Annotated in this window: 13 protein-coding genes; 8 read left to right on the top strand and 5 right to left on the bottom strand. The window is 67.4% G+C overall.

The annotated features are described in order from the left end of the window. The first annotated feature begins 627 nt into the window (after positions 1–627). The 3 genes from Pla175_RS05465 (at position 628) to Pla175_RS05455 (ending at position 4,911) form a co-directional block, all read left to right on the top strand. Positions 628–2,160 carry an SDR family oxidoreductase gene (locus Pla175_RS05465; protein WP_145281888.1) on the top strand — a complete coding sequence of 511 codons (1,533 nt, stop codon included), beginning with the start codon at positions 628–630 and terminating at the stop codon, positions 2,158–2,160. A 274-nt stretch (positions 2,161–2,434) separates the two neighbouring features. Then, a complete protein-coding gene (locus Pla175_RS05460) occupies positions 2,435–4,174 on the top strand; it encodes a hypothetical protein (RefSeq protein ID WP_145281886.1) in 1,740 nt (579 codons plus the stop codon). Positions 4,175–4,287: 113 nt separating this feature from the next. Beyond that, positions 4,288–4,911 (top strand): hypothetical protein, encoded by a 624-nt coding sequence (locus Pla175_RS05455; protein WP_145281884.1) that lies wholly within the window; start codon positions 4,288–4,290, stop codon positions 4,909–4,911. Between the two features lie 87 nt (positions 4,912–4,998). Here the strand turns inward: Pla175_RS05455 and Pla175_RS05450 are convergent, their stop codons facing one another. The 4 genes from Pla175_RS05450 to Pla175_RS05435 form a co-directional block, all read right to left on the bottom strand. Next, positions 4,999–5,901: a phosphatase PAP2 family protein gene (locus Pla175_RS05450; protein ID WP_145281882.1), complete on the bottom strand. Its 903-nt coding sequence runs from the start codon at positions 5,899–5,901 to the stop codon at positions 4,999–5,001. Positions 5,902–6,014: 113 nt separating this feature from the next. After that, positions 6,015–7,478, bottom strand: coding sequence for a sulfatase family protein (locus Pla175_RS05445; protein WP_145281880.1), 1,464 nt, complete (start codon positions 7,476–7,478; stop codon positions 6,015–6,017). 105 nt (positions 7,479–7,583) lie between these two features. Further along, entirely contained in the window at positions 7,584–9,086 is a 1,503-nt protein-coding gene (locus Pla175_RS05440) for a sensor histidine kinase (protein ID WP_145281878.1), read from the bottom strand. After that, the gene (locus Pla175_RS05435) at positions 9,083–9,757 is read right to left on the bottom strand and encodes a response regulator transcription factor (protein WP_145281876.1); all 675 of its coding nucleotides are present in this window, start codon (positions 9,755–9,757) and stop codon (positions 9,083–9,085) included. The genes Pla175_RS05440 and Pla175_RS05435 overlap by 4 nt, the downstream gene beginning before the upstream one ends. Positions 9,758–10,021: 264 nt before the next feature. Between Pla175_RS05435 and Pla175_RS05430 the strand changes: the two genes are divergently transcribed. From Pla175_RS05430 to Pla175_RS05415, 4 genes are all read left to right on the top strand, one after another. Next, complete coding sequence (locus Pla175_RS05430; protein ID WP_145281874.1) at positions 10,022–11,023, top strand: DUF1559 domain-containing protein; 1,002 nt, start codon at positions 10,022–10,024, stop codon at positions 11,021–11,023. A 39-nt stretch (positions 11,024–11,062) separates the two neighbouring features. Next, the gene (locus Pla175_RS05425) at positions 11,063–11,488 is read left to right on the top strand and encodes a hypothetical protein (RefSeq protein ID WP_145281872.1); all 426 of its coding nucleotides are present in this window, start codon (positions 11,063–11,065) and stop codon (positions 11,486–11,488) included. Positions 11,489–11,617: 129 nt separating this feature from the next. Beyond that, positions 11,618–13,282 (top strand): formylmethanofuran dehydrogenase subunit A, encoded by a 1,665-nt coding sequence (locus Pla175_RS05420; RefSeq protein ID WP_145281870.1) that lies wholly within the window; start codon positions 11,618–11,620, stop codon positions 13,280–13,282. A gap of 163 nt (positions 13,283–13,445) precedes the next feature. Next, the gene (locus tag Pla175_RS05415; RefSeq protein WP_145281868.1) at positions 13,446–15,833 is read left to right on the top strand and encodes an MMPL family transporter; all 2,388 of its coding nucleotides are present in this window, start codon (positions 13,446–13,448) and stop codon (positions 15,831–15,833) included. Between the two features lie 134 nt (positions 15,834–15,967). Here the strand turns inward: Pla175_RS05415 and Pla175_RS05410 are convergent, their stop codons facing one another. After that, complete coding sequence (locus Pla175_RS05410; protein ID WP_145281866.1) at positions 15,968–16,675, bottom strand: DnaJ domain-containing protein; 708 nt, start codon at positions 16,673–16,675, stop codon at positions 15,968–15,970. 195 nt (positions 16,676–16,870) lie between these two features. On the opposite strand from Pla175_RS05410, the gene Pla175_RS05405 reads away from it, so the two are divergent. After that, entirely contained in the window at positions 16,871–17,182 is a 312-nt protein-coding gene (locus tag Pla175_RS05405) for a MazG nucleotide pyrophosphohydrolase domain-containing protein (RefSeq protein WP_145281864.1), read from the top strand. Positions 17,183–17,316 lie beyond the last annotated feature (134 nt).

Raw genomic sequence — 17,316 nt, 5'->3', positions numbered from 1 at the left:
CGTGTTGCGCCTTTGGTCGTCATCCTACTACATGCCGCTACACTCTGATCAGACGCATCAGGAGACCGGACGTCAAAGGCCCGCAGGCGGAGCGGCTCGCCGAGTTGCTCTCATTTCTTTTCTTTCCAAAAAAGGGGAAAACCATGGCAGATCAGCAGACAAACGATTGGCCAGAACTCGCGGTAGGGCTTTTCGACCGCCTCACCGGTCGGGGCGCCGTGATTCACTATGAATTTGACCAAATGCAGATCAAAATCCCCAGCGGAGTCGGGACGGACGCCAAGCACGCCGCGTGGGTGCTGTCTGGAAAGCTGCGGATCTCTACCGAGATGAAGGGCTCAGCCCCAAACTCCTGATCACCGGTCGCATGGCGGGGTTTGCCCACGGCGTGCCGGTGCTACTTGAATTCTATCGAGGCAGGGCGATCGTTGTCCTGCCAGGGGTCTTGGCTGGGATTCGTGTCCGCCGTGACGTCGCGGCGCATCGTGGGGCCTTGGATCGGATTGTCGCGGATTGCGGCCTACGCCTCTACGCTAAGCTGGGGTGGCTGCCCGCCATCCCGCTGTGAAGCGGTCCGACCGATCGCGCATCATCCGATTTCCCACTCGAACCCAGAGCGGCTAAATCATGGGTCCCTCCGCTAGTCCGCCAGCGCCGGTGATCGTTACGGGCGCCACCGGCTACGTCGGGGGGCGTCTCGTGCCGGAACTGCTTCAGCGCGGTCTCTGCGTGCGTTGTCTGGTCCGCGAACCCCGCAAGCTCCAGCTTCGGCCGTGGCGGAACCAGCCCGGGGTTGAGGTGGTCAAGGACGACCTGTCCGACAAGTCTCTGCTAGTCGATCACCTGCGTGGGTGCTCCGCGGCTTACTACTTGATCCACTCGATGATCTCCTCGGGGGAGGACTACGCCGGTCACGACCGCAAGCTTGCTGAGAAGTTCGCCCGCGCCGCGGCCGAGGCCCGCCTGCCGCGGACGATCTACCTCGGCGGGCTCGGAGAGATGGGGGCCGGCCTGAGCGAGCACCTGCGTTCCAGACGCGAGGTAGAAGACGCGCTCGCCTCGACCGGCGTCCCGCTCACGACGCTGCGCGCGGCGATGATCATCGGCTCGGGATCGGCGTCGTTCGAGATCCTCCGCTACCTGGTGGAACGACTGCCGGTGATGGTCACCCCTTCCTGGGTGCGCACACAGAGCCAGCCGATCGCCATCGACGACGTGCTGTACTGGCTGGCGCAGTGCCTGCGGACGCCAGAGACGGTCGGCCAGACGCTCGAGATCGGGGGCGCCGACGTGATGCGCTACGATCAGCTCATGAAGATCATGGCCAGCGAGCTTGGCCTCCCGGAACGCTGGGTGGTGCCGGTGCCGGTGCTCACGCCCAAGCTCAGTTCCCACTGGATCGGACTGGTGACGCCCGTCAGCCACCGCATCGCCAGGCCGCTGGCCGAAGGGCTCCGCAACCGAGTGGTCGTGAACGACCACCGCGCCGCGGAGCTCATGCCCCACACGCCACTGGGGGTGCAAGAGTCCATCCATCGTGCGGTCAAGCGGACCCGCGCCGGCGAGGTCCCCACCCGCTGGTCCGCCGCCGGGCCTATCCCCGGCGACCCCGATTGGGCCGGCGGCAAGGTGTTCGAAGACATCCGCTCGATCACCATCCAGGCCACACCCGCCCGGGTCTTCCGCGCCGTGTGCCGCGTTGGGGGTGGCCACGGCTGGTACTCCGCCGATGTGCTCTGGCGGATCCGCGGCTGGATGGACCTGATGGTGGGCGGCCCCGGCCTGCGACGCGGCCGACGCGACCCCAACGAGGTCGAGTTCGGCGAGGCGCTCGATTTTTGGCGCGTGGTCGGGCTGGAGCGCGACCGCTCCCTCCGGCTGCTGGCCGAGATGAAGCTGCCGGGAGTGGCGCGGCTTGATTTCGATCTCGCCCCCACCGGCGGCACGCCCGCCGGCGGCGACCCCCAGACCGAGGACTCCCAAACCCAGGATCCCGAGAGCGCAGAAGCGACCAACCTCACCATGACGGCCCGCTTCCGCCCCCGCGGCCTGTCGGGGCTCGCCTACTGGTACTCGGTGCTGCCGCTGCACCACGTCGTCTTCGGGGGCATGCTGCGCGGCATCCAGCGGGCGGCCGAGGCGCCGGAGGGGACCGAGTAACCGCTCCGCGGCGCGCTTGCATCGCGCCGGGTAGCCGCCGGCGCGTCAACCAACTTGGCCCCTCGGCCGGCGAGCCGTTGGCGGCGCGCCGACCAGATGCACGCCCGATGCCGCGAAACCTCCGCCGAAATCCGCTTTGGCATCAATGCTGCGGAAGCTTGGCACGACGGGCAGTGGCCCGTATCAGTCCGCGGCGTCTGGTCGCGGCGGAGCATGCCGGGCGGCGGTCGTCTGCGCTCCCCTATCAATCTCCCATTCCTAAGGAGAACAAGACATGAATCACCCGTTCAGCGCCTGCATCACCGGAGTGATGCTAGCAGTCTTTACAGCCCCGGCGTTCGGGGCAGAAGAGTGGGTCGAGAACTCGCCCTACTACGAGAAAGAAACCTGGTACGACGTCAGCGAATGGTTCGATGACGACGGCTACAAGCGGACGGACACCGCCACCAAGAGCGGCGACTACTACGACGAAAGCGTCTATGACAACAACTCGTATGACGGCTACGACTCGTACGACAACGACGATCGCGCGTCCAACGGCTCTGCGAAGTCGTTCGGCTACGACGATCGCTACGCCGCCGACAACTGGTATTACGACTACTGGGACGACGGCTACGCCTACTACGACGACACCAACGACGACGGGAGGTACGACTTCTCGTACTCGTTGTACGACTTCGACGGCGACGGGTTCTACGACGCCTACTACTCGTTCGCCGACACGGACAACGACGGGCTGTACGAGGACGTAGAGGTGTTCACCTTTGGCGACCCCCAAGACTCGGATCGCCAAAAGTCGTCGCGCACCCAGCAGACGGCCTCGGGCTCCTCAGAGGCCCGGCAGGTGACCGGCAAGGTCGCCAATACCAAGAAGACTTCGGTGCGGGATTCGAAGCACCTTGTCGCGATGGTCAAGCCCGACGACGGCGACGCCAACGAAGTGGTCATCGTGGACCTCGGACCCGCTGAGAAACTGAGCTCGATGAACATCGAGAAGGGGACACAGCTCAAGGCGAGCGGTCCCATGGCCAGAGTGGGCGACAAGCGCGTGCTCGTGGCCCAGAAGGCCTCTGTCGATGGCCAGTCGAAGCAGATCGAGCGCAACCGCCAGAAGATGAGCGGTCAGATCGTCGACACGCGCCAGTTCAAGGCGGGCGGCCAGCAGCACACGGCCGCGATCGTTAAGACCGGCAAGGAAAAGAAGGTGTTGGTCGATCTGGGTCCGGCCGAGTCGCTCGACGTCGACCTGCAGAACGGCGACCAAGTCGAGGTGCAAGGCGCCCCGGCGAAAGTGAACGACCGGGTCATGCTCTTAGCGGACTCGTTGCGGCACGACGGCGAAAAAGTGTCGATCGACCGTCGCAACAGCCGGAAGTCGAAGAACGCCTCGCAGGAACCTTCGCAGACCGCTAAGTCCGACCAGCAGGAGAGCCAATCGCGCCAAGGCCGGACGCTCTCTGGCGAGGTCGTGAGCATGAAGCGGCTCGACGTCCGCGGGACGGAGCGGCAGGTCGCCAAGATCGACTCGGATCGAGGAGAGCTTCTGATCGACCTCGGCCCCGCCGAGAAGTTCCAACGCGACCTCCGCAAGGGAGACCGGGTCACGGCAACCGGCATGATCACCCAAAGCCCCCAGGGCAAGCAGGTGATGATCGTCCGGACGCTGAAGCTCGGAAACGATTCCTCGCAGGTCGCCGGCCGCGAGAGCAACGAGCGGCTGGCCGATAAGTCCAGCGTCTCTGGTGAGATCGTGAGCATGCAGCAGGCCACGCTGCGTGGCGAGCCCCGCCAGCTCGTGACGCTCAAGACCGACCAGGGCAAGCGGGTGATCGCAGACCTGGGCGCCCCCGACGCGTTGGACAAGAGCCTCAAGAAGGGGACCCAACTGACGGTCCACGGCGCCGCTGTTAAGGCGGGCGACAAAGTCGTGCTGGTCGCCTTTGAGGTCGAGAGCGCCAACGGCGACGCCACCCGGGTGCGCCGCGCTCAGAACGAAAGCTCGTCCAGGAAATAGGGTTAACCCCTAGTGCGTCGCTTACGCCGCCGATCGGCCCCTTCGCCGATCGGCGGCTTTTTCTTGCGCGGTCACTTCTGGAGCCGAGGGGCAATCGCGTTATAGTGGCTGCTATGGCCCCCTACCGCTACCTCGTCTTCCCCCCGAACCGTCAACCCACGGCCGCCGAGGTTGCGCAGCTTCAGAAGTATGCCGAGCTGCTCGACAACCGCATCGCCTACGGCCTGAACAAGCGTGACGGCGCCCTGGCCATCGCGTTCGAGGGGACCAAGTTCGATGAAGTAATCGGCATCGAGCCCGGCTTCGAGAAGCTGATCGGCGCGTGGCGCGGCGTGGGCTGCCGGGTAGAGGACCACCTCGCGTTCATCAAAGACCGGCACGCGCTCCGCCCCGAGGGCGCCGAGCCAAAGAAGAAGCCGAAGCCCGCGGCCGCGCACCAGGCCGAACCCGCGGCGCCCGAGCCGAGCCTCGCAGACAAGCACACCGCGGCGCGCGAGGCGATCGGCATGTCGGGCCTGAGCCTCGACAGCGCGCTGCGGCAGCACGAAGCGATCCACCGGGTCGGCGCCGCCGTGCCCTACGCGCTGATCGCGGCCGGCACGCTCGGCGTGATCGCGATGGGCGTTTACGTTGGTCAACGGATGCTCAGCGCCGGGGGCGAGTCGCGCAAGGACACCACGCTCCGCGTGATGGCCGACCCGATGGGGGAGCGGCTCACCAATGACAGCAAGGAGTAGTGCGTGCTGTGCCTGACGCGGGCTGAGTGCGCGATGCCAACCCGTCCAAGAAGATCACGTCAGCCGCTGCCCGACCTACCTATCGGCTCAGTACTCGAACATCACGTTCACGCCGAGCCCATCGCCCACCGGCCCGGGGAGCAGGCGGTAGGGGCGTTCTTCGCGGTAGGTGTCGTCCACGGCGGAAACCGCCAGATAGGCCAGCCCCCACCCCAAGACCACCTGCGACGCGTAGTGGTCGTCGTCGTTGATCCGCGAGAGGGCCGGGAGCGTGGAGCCCGCATAGAGCAACGCCTTGAGCCCAGGGCGGTCGGTCATCTTCGCCGCCGACAGGAAGCCGATCGACCCCATGAAGGCGTGACCGCTCACCGCGTTGGTGTCCTTGAACGGCTCCCAATGCGAGGCGCTGTCCAACTCGCCGGGCCGCGACGATCCGAGCGCGTACTGCAGCCCCAGCATCGGGGGGCCGCCGACCAGCACCGCGCGGAGCGATCGCTCGCCCCACTCGCCCACCCGCCCGCCAGAGGAGTCGCGATCGAACGGCAACCCGGCCAGCGTGGCCGCGGCGAACACCGGCAGCACGTAGGTCCCCTCGCCGAAGAACTTGTTCCCATGGACGAACTCCGAGACCTCGTCGGTGCCGATCGAACGGATCTGCTCTTGGTACTCGGCGCGGGCCCACTCATCGGCGTTGGTGTTCGAAACCAACGCGTGGCCGGCTACGCCCACGCCGATCAGGCCGAGCGTCGGGGCGTCGTAGAAGTTTCGCAGGTCGCCGCCGATCCGCTCCAGCAGCGAAAACTGCTGCTCTTCTTCTTCGCGGCCCGCGAGGTCGAGCCCTTCAAACTGGAACCGCAGATCACCGACGTCCGGCTCGGCCTCGATAGGAAGCCCTTCCAACTCAAGGTCGCTGGGCGACTGGGCGGGTACGGCTAGGGCTATCCACGCATGGAGCGCCAGGCACAGCAGGACCGAGAGTCCGCGTCGCATGGCAGCTCTGCTGGCTAGTGGGAACCGGGGCAAGAGGCTACCAGCGCAGCAGAAACGAGTCGAGGCCAGAAACCCGCGTGCTTTGCGTCAAACTCTCGTGCTCCCAGCCACGTCTAGCCCTTTGGCCGGGTGCGGCCCTCGTCGCGTGCGTTGTCGAGCGCCGCGGCCAGCCGCGTCACGAGGTCCGCGTGACTGTCCGCCACGTTACGGGTCTCGCCCGGGTCGCTTTCGAGGTCGTACAGCTCGTGCGCCTTGCCTCCCTCGCCGCCCCGGCGCTCGATCATCTTCCACTTGCCGGTGCAGACGGCGATCGCGTCGTCGTTCGTATCGCCCTGTACAAAGATCGCCTCGCGGGCCGGCTCCCCCGTCGAATGCCCCAGCAGCGTCGGGAGCATGGTGAACGAGTCTTGGCCGGCGTCGTCGGGGAGCTCGCTCCCTACCACGTCGGCGGCCGTGGCGATCAGGTCGGTCAGGCAGGTCACCCGGTCGCTGGTAGAATCAGTCGCGATCCGCCCCGGCCAGCGGGCGATGAACGGCACGCGGTGCCCCCCTTCGTGCGGCGAGCCCTTGCCGTCGTGCCAGGGGCCGTTGGTGGCGTGCCCCATCTTGGCCGCGTCTGCCTTGGCGGTGCGGTACTTCGCGCGGAGGTCGCCCGCCTCGCTCGCGAAGTTGAGATTCATGCCGTTGGTCCCCTTGAAGTCTTTGGGCGAACCGCCGTTGTCGCTGGTAAAGATCAACAGCGTGTTGTCGGCGATCCCGAGCTCGTCTAGCACGTCGGCGATCTCGCCCACGTGCGAGTCAAGTTCTTGGATATAGTCCCCTAGCGTGCCCGCCTCGCTGGTCCCGCGGAACTCGGCCGACGGAGTGACGTGCGTGTGCGGCGCGCAGGGCGTGAAGTACAGGAAGAACGGACCCGAAGCGTTCTGGCGGATGAAGCGGACCGCCTTGTTGGTGAGCGTCGTATCGACCTGGTCCTCGACGCGGGGCTCCGCCAGCCCCTCGGGGTAGTCCTTCCCCTCCACGATCCGGTACGGCTCGCCCGGCTTCCGACCCACCAGGTCGTGGTTCTCGATGAACGCGCGGGTCGAATCGTTGTGGTTCTGAGGAACGCCGAAGTGATAGTCGAAGCCCCGCTCCAGCGGCCCGGTGATCGGCGGCTTGTTCCAGTCTTTGCTGTAGCCGAGGTGCCACTTGCCGATGGCGGCTGAGGTGTAGCCCAGCGGCTTGAGCAGCGAGGCGATGGTCATCTGCTCCGGCTCGAGTCGGTAGCCGTTGCCCTTGCGGTGCAGCCGCCACGGCGAACGACCGGTCAACACGCCGTAGCGGGACGGCGAGCAGACCGACGCCGCCGTGTGGGCGTCCGTGAACTTCATCCCCTGCTCGGCGAGCCGGTCGATGTGCGGGGTGTCGATCTTCGTAGCGCCGTAGCAGCTAACGTCGCCGTAACCGAGGTCGTCCGCCATGATCAGCACGATGTTGGGCGTGGCCGTCCGCGGCGCATCGGCGGCCGCAAACGCCGCGCTCGTGACCAGCAGGCAGGGCAAGACCAAACGCACAGGGAGAAAGGGGCTAATCATCCGGGTTTCCTACAAGAAGCGCCGCAGCGAAGTTGGTGAAGAGCACACGCGCCCAAGCGGGCGAGCGCCACGAGCCCGCTATCTTAGATCGGGTCGGGGAATCATTCAAGTTTTGGCGGGCGACGGTGCGGACGACGGGGCGGCCGGCGCAAGCCGTGACACAGCCATCGGCAACGACACCAAAGCGGCGGCCGCCGCTTTGCCTCTTTCGCCGGGATCGCCGGGCAGCGAAACCACGGCGGTGAACCGGTCGCCCGCGCCGACGCAGAGCGACAGCTCTCCCCCCATCTGCCGCACCAACTCGTCGCAAATCGACAGCCCCAGCCCCGCGTTGCGGCCCGTGCGGGAGCGGTTCTCGTCTTGTTGGACAAAGCGTTGTTTGAGCCGCTGCACGTCGCCACCAACGGGCCGGGCGCTGGTGTTGGCGATCCGCAGCTCGACCCCGGCGGCCGAACGGGCGGCGGAGATCGCGATCGGCTTGTCAGGGGCGCCGTGGTCGACCGCGTTCGCCAGCAGGTTGCGGAGAACCTGGCGGGCGCAGGCGCGATCGGCGGTGAGGGTGAGGCCCTCGTCTATGTCCCACCGCACCCCCGAGGGGGGCTGCGGCGCTCGGCGGACCGCCTCGTCCCAACACGCCCGAAGCAGCCCCCCCACGTCGATCCGCTCTGGGTTCTGTGGCAGTCGGCCGGCGTCGAGGCGCGACAGCAGCAACACCCGCTCGACCAGCGTCTCCAGCTCGGCCGTCATCTGCCGACACTCGGCGAGCGTCTGCTGGTAGTAGTCCGTCGCGCGGGGCCTGGTCGTGGCCAACTCGATGGTCGCCCGCAGCCCGGCGAGCGGCGTGCGCAGCTCGTGCGCGATGTTGGCCGTGGCGGCGCGTTCTCGCTGGAACGCGTCTTCCAATCGGGCGATCGTCTCGTTGAGCCGCTGGACGATGGGCCGCAGCTCGATCGGGCAGCCCGCCGGATCGAGCCGGGCGTCGAGCTCCGCCACATCGAGCCGGCTGATCCGCGAAGCAATGGCTTCAACCGGTCGCACCACCAGGCGCGTGACGGGCCAGAGCACCAGCGGCGCCAGCAGCACGCCCCCCAGCAGCGCCAGCGCCAGCTGGCGTGCGGCGAGCGACAACGTCTGCTCTACCTCGGCGAGCGGCACGGCGGCGACAAGGATGATCCTGGAGGGAGGTTCGGGGCCCGGGTAGTCGCTGTCCACGTGCGGCATAAAGTTCACGCGTACGCCACGCGCAGACGAGCCGTCGCTAAGCCGACACTCTTGGACCCCGTCGTGCGTCGCGGAGAGATCTATCGCCGACATCGGTGGCAGGGTCAGGTTTCCGCCCGATTGGGCGACGACGCTTCCCGCTGTATTCCAGGCGCGGAAGATCGCTCTGGGCGCCCCTTCCAGCCCCTCCCGGTCGCAGTGTAGGCCTCGGCTGTCGTACTCGAACGCCCGCGCCAGCCCCTCGGCCGAGGCCATGAGGCTCACGTCGAACTGCCGGGACAGGCCGTTGCGGAGCAGCGCGTACACCGCGAGCCCGGCGACCAACAGCACAAGGCTGATGACCAGCGTCGAGGCGATCAACACGCGTGCGCGGATCGAGGAGGTCACGGCGTCCCCTCCAGCACGTACCCCTGCCCGCGGATGGTGCGGATCATCGGCGATCCCCCTCCCGCGGCCAGCTTGCGCCGCAGGTAGCCGATGTAGACATCCACCACATTGCTGTGCGAGTCGTCGATCAAGCCGTAGAGGTGGTTCCAGATATCCGTGCGAGAGACGACCTCTCCGGCTCGCAAGACCAAGTAGTGGAGCAAGGCGTACTCGCGCGCCGTGAGATCGATCGGCTTTCCGGCGCGGTGGACCCGCTTTCCGACGGTGTCAACATCCAGGTCCCCGACGCTGACCAGCGGGCAGGCCGACGCGTAACGCCTGCGGACGAGCGCCCGCACACGGGCCAGCAGCTCTTCGAGCGCGAACGGCTTGACCAGGTAGTCGTCGGCGCCGCTGTCGAGCCCCTGCACGCGATCCTCCGTCGCGTCTCTCGCGGTGAGCATCAGCACCGGCGTCGAGTCTTCGTCCGCCCGTAGCGCGCGCACCAAGTCGATCCCGCTCAGCGTGGGCAGCATCCAGTCGAGCACGATGCAGTCGTATTCTCCGGTGGAGGCGGCCCACCTCGCCTCTCCGCCGTCGCTGACGGAATCGACCGTGTACCCCGATTCGGCGAGCGCCGCCTGCACTGCGCGGCGGATCGGTGCGTAGTCTTCCGCCACCAGGATGTTCACGCCGACGCCCCACGGGTCAGGTCTATCGCCACCGAGCCAGCCGTCGCAGGTTAAAAGGGCGCGCGGCGCGTCCTACCAGCGTATCCCCTGCCGGGGGCGGAAGCGACACGCCCTGCGGCGTTCAGTCTAGCCGGGCCAACATGAGACCAGGATGAGAAATGCAACGCCGGCACAGAATGCGCCTTCGCGGGCCGGGCGGCGTGGCTACAATCCGCACGGCGACGCACAAGTGCGATCGTACAGAACCGGTCCGGGGGCTGATTGATGTCGAGACAACACAACGTACTCACGAAACGCGCCTTCACACTCGTAGAACTGCTGGTGGTGATCGCCATCATCGGCATCCTGGTCGGGCTGCTGCTGCCCGCGGTGCAGGCGGCGCGCGAAGCGGCGCGACGTTCCCAGTGCCAGAACCAGCTCAAGCAGGTCGGCCTGGCGTTGCAGAACTACGAGAGCGCCCAGAATCGCTTGCCCCCGTTCGCCGAGATCCCCCGCGGGCAGACCTTCCAGCCCTTCTCCGCCATGGTGCGGATCCTCCCCTACATCGAAGAGCAGCAGCTTGCGGACCTAGTCGATTTTGACGTCGCCGTGCCATTCACCGAGCATCCGGAAGTGGCTCAAACACGCATCGCCCTGTACATGTGCCCCTCCGAGGAGAACGACCGCGCCCGGGCCACCCCCACGCTCACCTACTACCCGCTCAACTACGGGCTGAACGTCGGCACTTGGTTCGTGTACGACCCGGCCACCGGCAAGGCGGGCGACGGCGCCTTCGCGCCGAACCACCCGTTCAAGTTTTCCGAGGTCTCCGACGGGCTCAGCAAGACCCTGGCGGCCTGCGAGGTTAAGGCCTACCAGCCCAACGTGTGGGACACGAACAACCCCTCGACGGTCGGCGAGCCGGCCCCCGCGACTCCAGCGGCGCTGGCCGCCTACTTCGGCGGCACCTTCGACTTCAACGGGCACACGGAGTGGGTCGAGGGGGACGTGCACGAAACGGGCGTCACCGCCACCTTCCCCCCAAACACACGCATCCCCTACACCAACGGCGGCGTGGAGTACGACATCGACGTGACCTCGATGCGCGACGGCGAATCGACCACCGTCCCCACCTACGCCGCGATCACCGCACGCAGCTACCACCCCGGCGTCGTCAACGCCGCGATGCTCGACGGCTCGGTCAGAGCGGTCGCCGATGATATCGACCTCGCCCCCTGGCGTGCGGCCGGCACCCGCGCCGGCGGCGAGAGCGTCGGCCTGAACTGACAACCCAGCGTCCCTCCAGACCCTATCGGCGGACACACCATGCGAAACGATCGAACGGCGAGCGCCCGGCAATCCATCGTCCTAGCGGTCGCGGCCGTGGCTCTGGTTGCGTTGGCCGCGGTCGTCTACCTGCGGACCCGGCCGGCGCCAATCCCGTCCGTCGACGAGGGCCGGCCCGTGGTCGAGCAGTTCCTTACCAGCATCCGCACCGGCAAGGGGGGCGAGGCGTGGGACACGACCACCGCCGAGTTTAAGAGCCTTGAAGGACGGGAAAGCTTTGTTCGCAGCACCCGCAAGCAGCCGCTGCTGAAAGAGGAATTAGCGTTCTACTCGGCACAGGAAGTGACCGTGCAGGACCAGCCCCGGCGCGAGTACATCTACCAGTCTCCCAAGTCGGGGACGCAGGCGCGCGTGCTGTTGGGCGCCGAAGGGGGCGTCTGGAAGGTCGATCGCCTAACGCTGTAGCGTCGCGATCCGCTATAATGCAGTGGAGCCGGAGGCGTCAGCGCCCGGAGGTTTGTCGCGTTAACCTCCGGGCGCTGACGCTTCCGGCTCCAAGCGTTACCCCCTCCGCATCATCCCGCGCTCCGCGTCATGCCCCGCGACCTGCTGAAGATCGCCGGCGGAACCCTCTACGATCCGGCCAATGGCGTCGACGGCGAGGTCCGCGATCTGTGGGTCGAACGCGGCAAGATCGTCGCGCCGCCTAGCGACCCCGCAGAACGCCCCGCCCGCACGATCAACGCCTCGGGGCTTGTGGTTATGCCGGGCGGGGTCGACATGCACTGCCACATCGCGGGGCCGAAGGTCAACGCGGGACGCATCCTGCGGGCGGACGACAAAGGGTCGTCCGCAGAGCAGGTGATGCGGACGGCGCTCACGCGGTCCGGCAGGCTGGGGAGCGTCCCCAGCACCTTCGCCACCGGCTACAAGTACGCCGGCCTGGGGTACACCACCGCGATGGAAGCCGCGGCGCCCCCGCTGCTGGCGCGGCACGTGCACGCCGAACTAGACGACACGCCGTGCCTCGACAAGGGGTGCTACATGCTGGTGGGGAACAACCACTACGTGATGCGGGCGATCGAGCAGGGGGACCCGCGGCGGCTCGAGGCGTTCCTGGCCTGGCTGCTGGGGCGGTCGCGCGGCTATGCGCTCAAGCTGGTGAACCCCGGCGGGGTCGAGGCGTGGAAGCACGCCCCCAGCGGCAACGTCGACGGGCTGGACGACGCCGTGCCGGGCTTCGGCGTCACGCCGCGGCAGATCCTCAGGCAGGTGACCGAGGCCGCGAACCGCCTCGCCCTGCCCCACCCGGTGCACATCCATTGCAACCAGCTCGGCATCCCCGGCAACTGGCGGACCACGCTCGACACGATGCAGGGGCTCGACGGCCTGCGCGCCCACCTCACCCATATTCAGTTCCACAGCTACGGCGGCACAGACGCCGACGAGCGGTCCATGCGCAGCCGCACGGCGCCGCTGGCCGAGTGGGTGAACGCCCACCCGCTGCTCACGGTCGACGTGGGCCAGGTGATGTTCGGCGCCACCACCAGCATGACGGCCGACGGCCCGCTGGGGTACTTCCTGCACAAAGTAACCGGCGCCAAGTGGGTGAGCTCCGACTGCGAGGCCGAGGCGGGATGCGGCGTGTCGCCATTGGTGTACAAGAACAAGAACCTGATCCACGCCCTGCAATGGGCGATCGGGCTGGAGTGGTACCTGCTGGTCGACAACCCATGGCAGGTAGCGATGAGCACCGACCACCCCAACGGCGGGTCGTTCCTCGCCTACCCAGAGCTAATCCGTCTGCTGATGGACCGCAGCTACCGCAACGACGTGCTGGCGACCTGCCCGCCGGCGGTGCGCGAGCGGACCGTGCTGGCCGACCTGAAGCGCGAGTACACGCTGGGCGAGATCGCCATCATCACCCGGGCCGGCCCTGCGCGGATGCTGGGGCTCGCGCACAAGGGCCAGCTCGGCGTTGGCGCCGATGCGGACGTGACCATCTATACGCCGCACGAGAACCTGGCGGTGATGTTCCAGTTGCCGCGGGTAGTGATCAAGGGAGGCGCGGTCGTTGCCGAGGAGGGAGAAATGCGGTCCGTCCCGCAAGGGTCTACCCTCAGCGTGACCCGCGGCTACGACGACGCCCCGCTGGCAGACCTGCCCGAGTTTTTCGAGCGGCACTACTCCATCGACGTCAGCCAGTACGGTTTCGGGCCAGCAGACAACCCAACAACCCCGGTCGAGCCAGCAACATAAGCCCCCCGGCGCCCCCGGCGATTGGAAACGCCACGCAACGCCACGGCCTTCCTCGCTTTGCGCATCCGAGGGTAGTTTTTACGCAAGCGTCTTGGCTTCGGCGCCCCCGCCAACTACGCTACTCGCCGGCGAACACCGATCTTTGCACCCTCAACGGCCCCCTATGCTCGCATCGCTGCTCGGCCGGCTGGCGAACGATCGGGCCTGGCTCGTGATCCTGGGTTGGGTCGCGCTAGCGGTCTGCCTCAAGCTGGTCGCCCCCGGCTGGGACCAGGTCGCCCGCGACGGCGACCTCGACTACCTGCCGGCCGACGTCACCAGCCAGCAGGGCGCCAAGCTGCTCCGCGAGGCCTTCCCCAACGAGCGGGCCAAGAGCCAGATCGTGGTGGTCTTGGCCCGGGACGAAGAGCCGCTGACGATCGACGACCGCAACTTTGCGCTCGAGGTCGCCAAGGCGCTCGCGGCGCTCCCCGGCGTGCCGCTGGCCGACGCCCAGTTTCCGGTCTGGGACGAACAGACGCCGGTTGTGGGCGGCATGCTCCGCTCGCCCGACCACCGCGCCCAGATGGTGGTCGCCCGCACCACCAACGACCTGATGGCCATCGACAACATCCGGGTCCTGAACGCCGTCCGCGAGGCCATCGACACGCTCCGGCCGCAGGCCCCCGCGGGTTTGCGGATCGGCATGACCGGCTCGGCGCTCATCGGCGGCGACGTCCGCGCCGCGACCATCGAGAGCCTGCAGAACACCGAGGTCGCCACCGTGGCGTTGGTGCTGGCCTGCCTGATGTTGATCTACCGCTCGCCGCTGCTGGTGCTGGTGCCGCTGGCGACGATCGCGGTGTCGCTGAGCGTGTCGTACAACACGGTGGCGCTCTTGGCGGAGCACTTCGGCCCGGACGACTACTGGTGGTCGGGCCTCAAGGTGTTCACCACCACCAAGATCTTTGTCGTGGTGATCTTGTTCGGCGCCGGCACCGACTTCTGCTTGTTCTTGATCGCCCGCTACCGCGAGGAGCTCGCCCGCGGCACGCGGCGCAACCGGGCGCCGGGGCTCGCCCTGCGGAGGGTCAGCAGCGCGCTGCTGGGCAGCGCGCTGACCACCATCGTCGGGCTGGCGACCATGGTGCTCGCCCGCTACGGCAAGTTCACCAGCAGCGGGCCCATCGTCGGGCTCTGCCTGGCCATCGCGTTGGCGGCCTGCCTGACGTTTGCCCCCGCGCTGCTGAGGGTGCTCGGCCCCGTCGTCTTCTGGCCGCTGGGGGTCGCGGCCGAAGAGTCGGTGCGTCACGGCCCCGCGGCGAGGTTCTGGAACTGGCTCGCCGACCTGGTGCTCCGCCGCCCCGCGACGATCCTCGCCGTGAGCGCGTTGGTCGCGGCGCCGCTCGTCTGGGCGGGGAGTTCGGTGCGCGTCAGCCACGACCTGTTGTCGGAGCTCCCCGAGGGGAGCACGTCGGTCGAAGGGGCGTCGCTCGTGCGAGAGTTCTTCGGACCCGGCGCCGTGGCGCCGCTGACCGTGACGGCCGAGCTCCCCGAAGGGGACCTCAAGACGGCCGACAGCCGCTTCACCGTGGCCTGGCTGCACAAGGCGTTGTACGACCTGCCGGCGGTGGCCGACGTGCGCAGCTTCTACCTCCCCACCGGGGGCGAGCCGGGCAGGACGCGGATGCTGAGCCCCGAGCAGTGGGCCGCACGCGCGCTGGCCGGCAGCCCCATCACGGCCGATGCGTTCGTTTCCGACTCTCCCCCCTACGCCGGACGCGTGACGCAGCTAAGCGTGGTGCTGACCGAGGACCCCTTCTCCCAGGAGGGCCGCGACCTCATGCCGCAGATCGAGGACGCCCTCGAAAAGCTGGCCGACGACGACGACTCGCCGTGGCGCGGCGCCCGCTTCGAGCTGGCCGGCACGACGCCGGGGATGCGGGACCTGGAACGCGTCACCAACGCAGACCGCCTGCGCATCCAGGTGTCGACCGTGCTGGCGGTCTACTGCGTGCTGCTCTTCATCCTCCGCCGACCGTGGGTCTGCCTGTTCCTGATCGCAACAGTGCTGGTGAGCTACTGGGTGACGATCGGAGTGACCGAGGTCTACTTCGAGTGGCTTTACGGCCCCGGCTACAGCGGGCTCGACTGGAAGGCGCCGATCTTCTTGTTCGTGATCCTCATCGCGGTCGGGCAGGACTACAACATCTACCTCACCACCCGCGTCTTCGAAGAACAGGCCAAGCACGGCGGCCGCGAGGGGCTCCGCCGGGCGCTGGTGCAAACCGGCGGCATCATCACTAGCTGCGGCGTGATCATGGCCGGCACGTTCATCGCCATGACCGCCGGCTCGCTGCGCGCGATGATCGAACTCGGGTTCTCGCTGTCGCTGGGGGTGCTGCTCGACACGTTCTACGTGCGAAGCGTCGTGGTGCCGAGCTTCCTGGCGCTGCGAGAACGCCGCCTGGCCACGGACGGGCTTGCCACGGATAACACAGATGGCACCGACGAAGATGGCCAGGAAAAGGCGCGAGAAGGCACAAAGAAAGTAGAAGGCGTAGCGCGGTAGGATCCAGCTTGCCTTGCGCTGTGATTGAACGTTTGCTGGCGGTCGTACCTAGATTGAAGCACACGCTTCAGTCGCTTGCCGATTTCCTTTTCTTGTGCCTTTTTGTGCCTCTTCGAGGCCGTCGTTCATAAGTCTCAGCCAAACATGCGCCGCGCCCACTCGGCCAGCCGGCTGGTGCCGGCCACCGACTCGATCGCGCGCAGGGTCTGGAGCTGCTTCCGCATGCCGATGGTGACCGGCGTGCCGCGCAGGTCGAGCAGCTTGAGCCTCGTGGCGCCGGCGATCTTGAGCGCGCCGGCGTTGGTGACGCGCGTGTTGGCCAGCCCCAGCACCTCAAGGTAGCGTAGGCCGTCGGGGTCCGCGATCAGCTCGCCGACCTCGGCGTCGCCGATGTCGGCGCCCGCCAGGTCGATCTCTGTCAGGCGGTCCGCCAGCGAGGCGAAGTCCTGCCCGACCGTGTCTTCGAGCCACTCCAGCGGCTCCACCACAACCCGTCCCCCCCAACGCTGCACCTTGTCAACAACGTCTCGCTGGGCGACGTAGATCGGCAGTTGGGCGCCGATCCAGGGAAGCCGCTTGCCGTTCCGCTTGGCGAACTCGACCGCCTCGTCGAACGCCCGCTGGATCTCCTTGAACTGCTGCGGATCGCCGTTGTGGTCGGGGTGGGCCTCACGCGCCTTCACGTAGTACGCCTGCTTGACGTCCTCAACCGTCACCGGCAGCGACAGCCCCAGCCGCTTGAGGAAGCCCGGCTTTTGGTAGCTGCGGCGGACAACCTCGGCGCTCCGCTCGATCGTGGCGTCGAGCGCAGCGGCCGTTGAATTGGTGCTTCGTTCGGGCATCGGTGCGGGCCTCTTGTCTAGCGGCCGAACGCGGCGTGCGTGCGGGCCCTAGCTAGTTTACTCGAATCGCCGCCCGCAAGCGCTTCTGATTCCTCCCCGAAGTCGCGCGGCCGTTTTGACACGGCCTCCGGCAACCCGCATAATCCTGCCAACGCCCGATCCATCGTTCAACGCTCAATCTGCATCGTCCCTGAAATGCCCTCTACCGACATCACCCTCGCCGAGTTCCAAGGCCTGATCCGCGCGATGTACCTCGAGAAGGACCTCGAGCGGGGCATCGACGGCACGTTCATGTGGCTGATGGAGGAGGTCGGAGAGCTGGCCGCCGCGCTCCGCGAACGCGACACCCAGGCGCAGGAGGGAGAGTTCGCCGACGTGCTGGCGTGGCTGGCGACGATCGCCAACGTCGCCGGGGTCGACCTCACCGCCGCGGTCCGCGCCAAGTACGGCGAGGGCTGCCCAGGATGCGCCGCGCTCGTGTGTGTGTGTGAAAACGAGAAGCCGTAACGCCGCCCCGTGCGAGCCGGACCGTCCCCGGACCCGGCGTACAAGACTCATCGTCACCAATCGGATCGTTTGCTCTCCCGCGCCCGGGGCGGGGACGCCCCGGCTCACACGCTTGCAACTTGCTCTTCCCAGCC

The organism is Pirellulimonas nuda, from assembly GCF_007750855.1.
Lineage (GTDB): Bacteria > Planctomycetota > Planctomycetia > Pirellulales > Lacipirellulaceae > Pirellulimonas > Pirellulimonas nuda.
This window is presented reverse-complemented; position numbering and strand designations above follow the sequence as displayed.

Bases quoted from the DNA above. Each gene is read 5' to 3' on its own strand.
- Pla175_RS05465 (WP_145281888.1), top strand. From the start codon at position 628: ATGGGTCCCTCCGCTAGTCCGCCAGCGCCGGTGATCGTTACGGGCGCC.
- Pla175_RS05460 (WP_145281886.1), top strand. From the start codon at position 2,435: ATGAATCACCCGTTCAGCGCCTGCATCACCGGAGTGATGCTAGCAGTC.
- Pla175_RS05455 (WP_145281884.1), top strand. From the start codon at position 4,288: ATGGCCCCCTACCGCTACCTCGTCTTCCCCCCGAACCGTCAACCCACG.
- Pla175_RS05450 (WP_145281882.1), bottom strand. From the start codon at position 5,901: ATGCGACGCGGACTCTCGGTCCTGCTGTGCCTGGCGCTCCATGCGTGG.
- Pla175_RS05445 (WP_145281880.1), bottom strand. From the start codon at position 7,478: ATGATTAGCCCCTTTCTCCCTGTGCGTTTGGTCTTGCCCTGCCTGCTG.
- Pla175_RS05430 (WP_145281874.1), top strand. From the start codon at position 10,022: ATGTCGAGACAACACAACGTACTCACGAAACGCGCCTTCACACTCGTA.
- Pla175_RS05425 (WP_145281872.1), top strand. From the start codon at position 11,063: ATGCGAAACGATCGAACGGCGAGCGCCCGGCAATCCATCGTCCTAGCG.
- Pla175_RS05420 (WP_145281870.1), top strand. From the start codon at position 11,618: ATGCCCCGCGACCTGCTGAAGATCGCCGGCGGAACCCTCTACGATCCG.
- Pla175_RS05415 (WP_145281868.1), top strand. From the start codon at position 13,446: ATGCTCGCATCGCTGCTCGGCCGGCTGGCGAACGATCGGGCCTGGCTC.
- Pla175_RS05410 (WP_145281866.1), bottom strand. From the start codon at position 16,675: ATGCCCGAACGAAGCACCAATTCAACGGCCGCTGCGCTCGACGCCACG.
- Pla175_RS05405 (WP_145281864.1), top strand. From the start codon at position 16,871: ATGCCCTCTACCGACATCACCCTCGCCGAGTTCCAAGGCCTGATCCGC.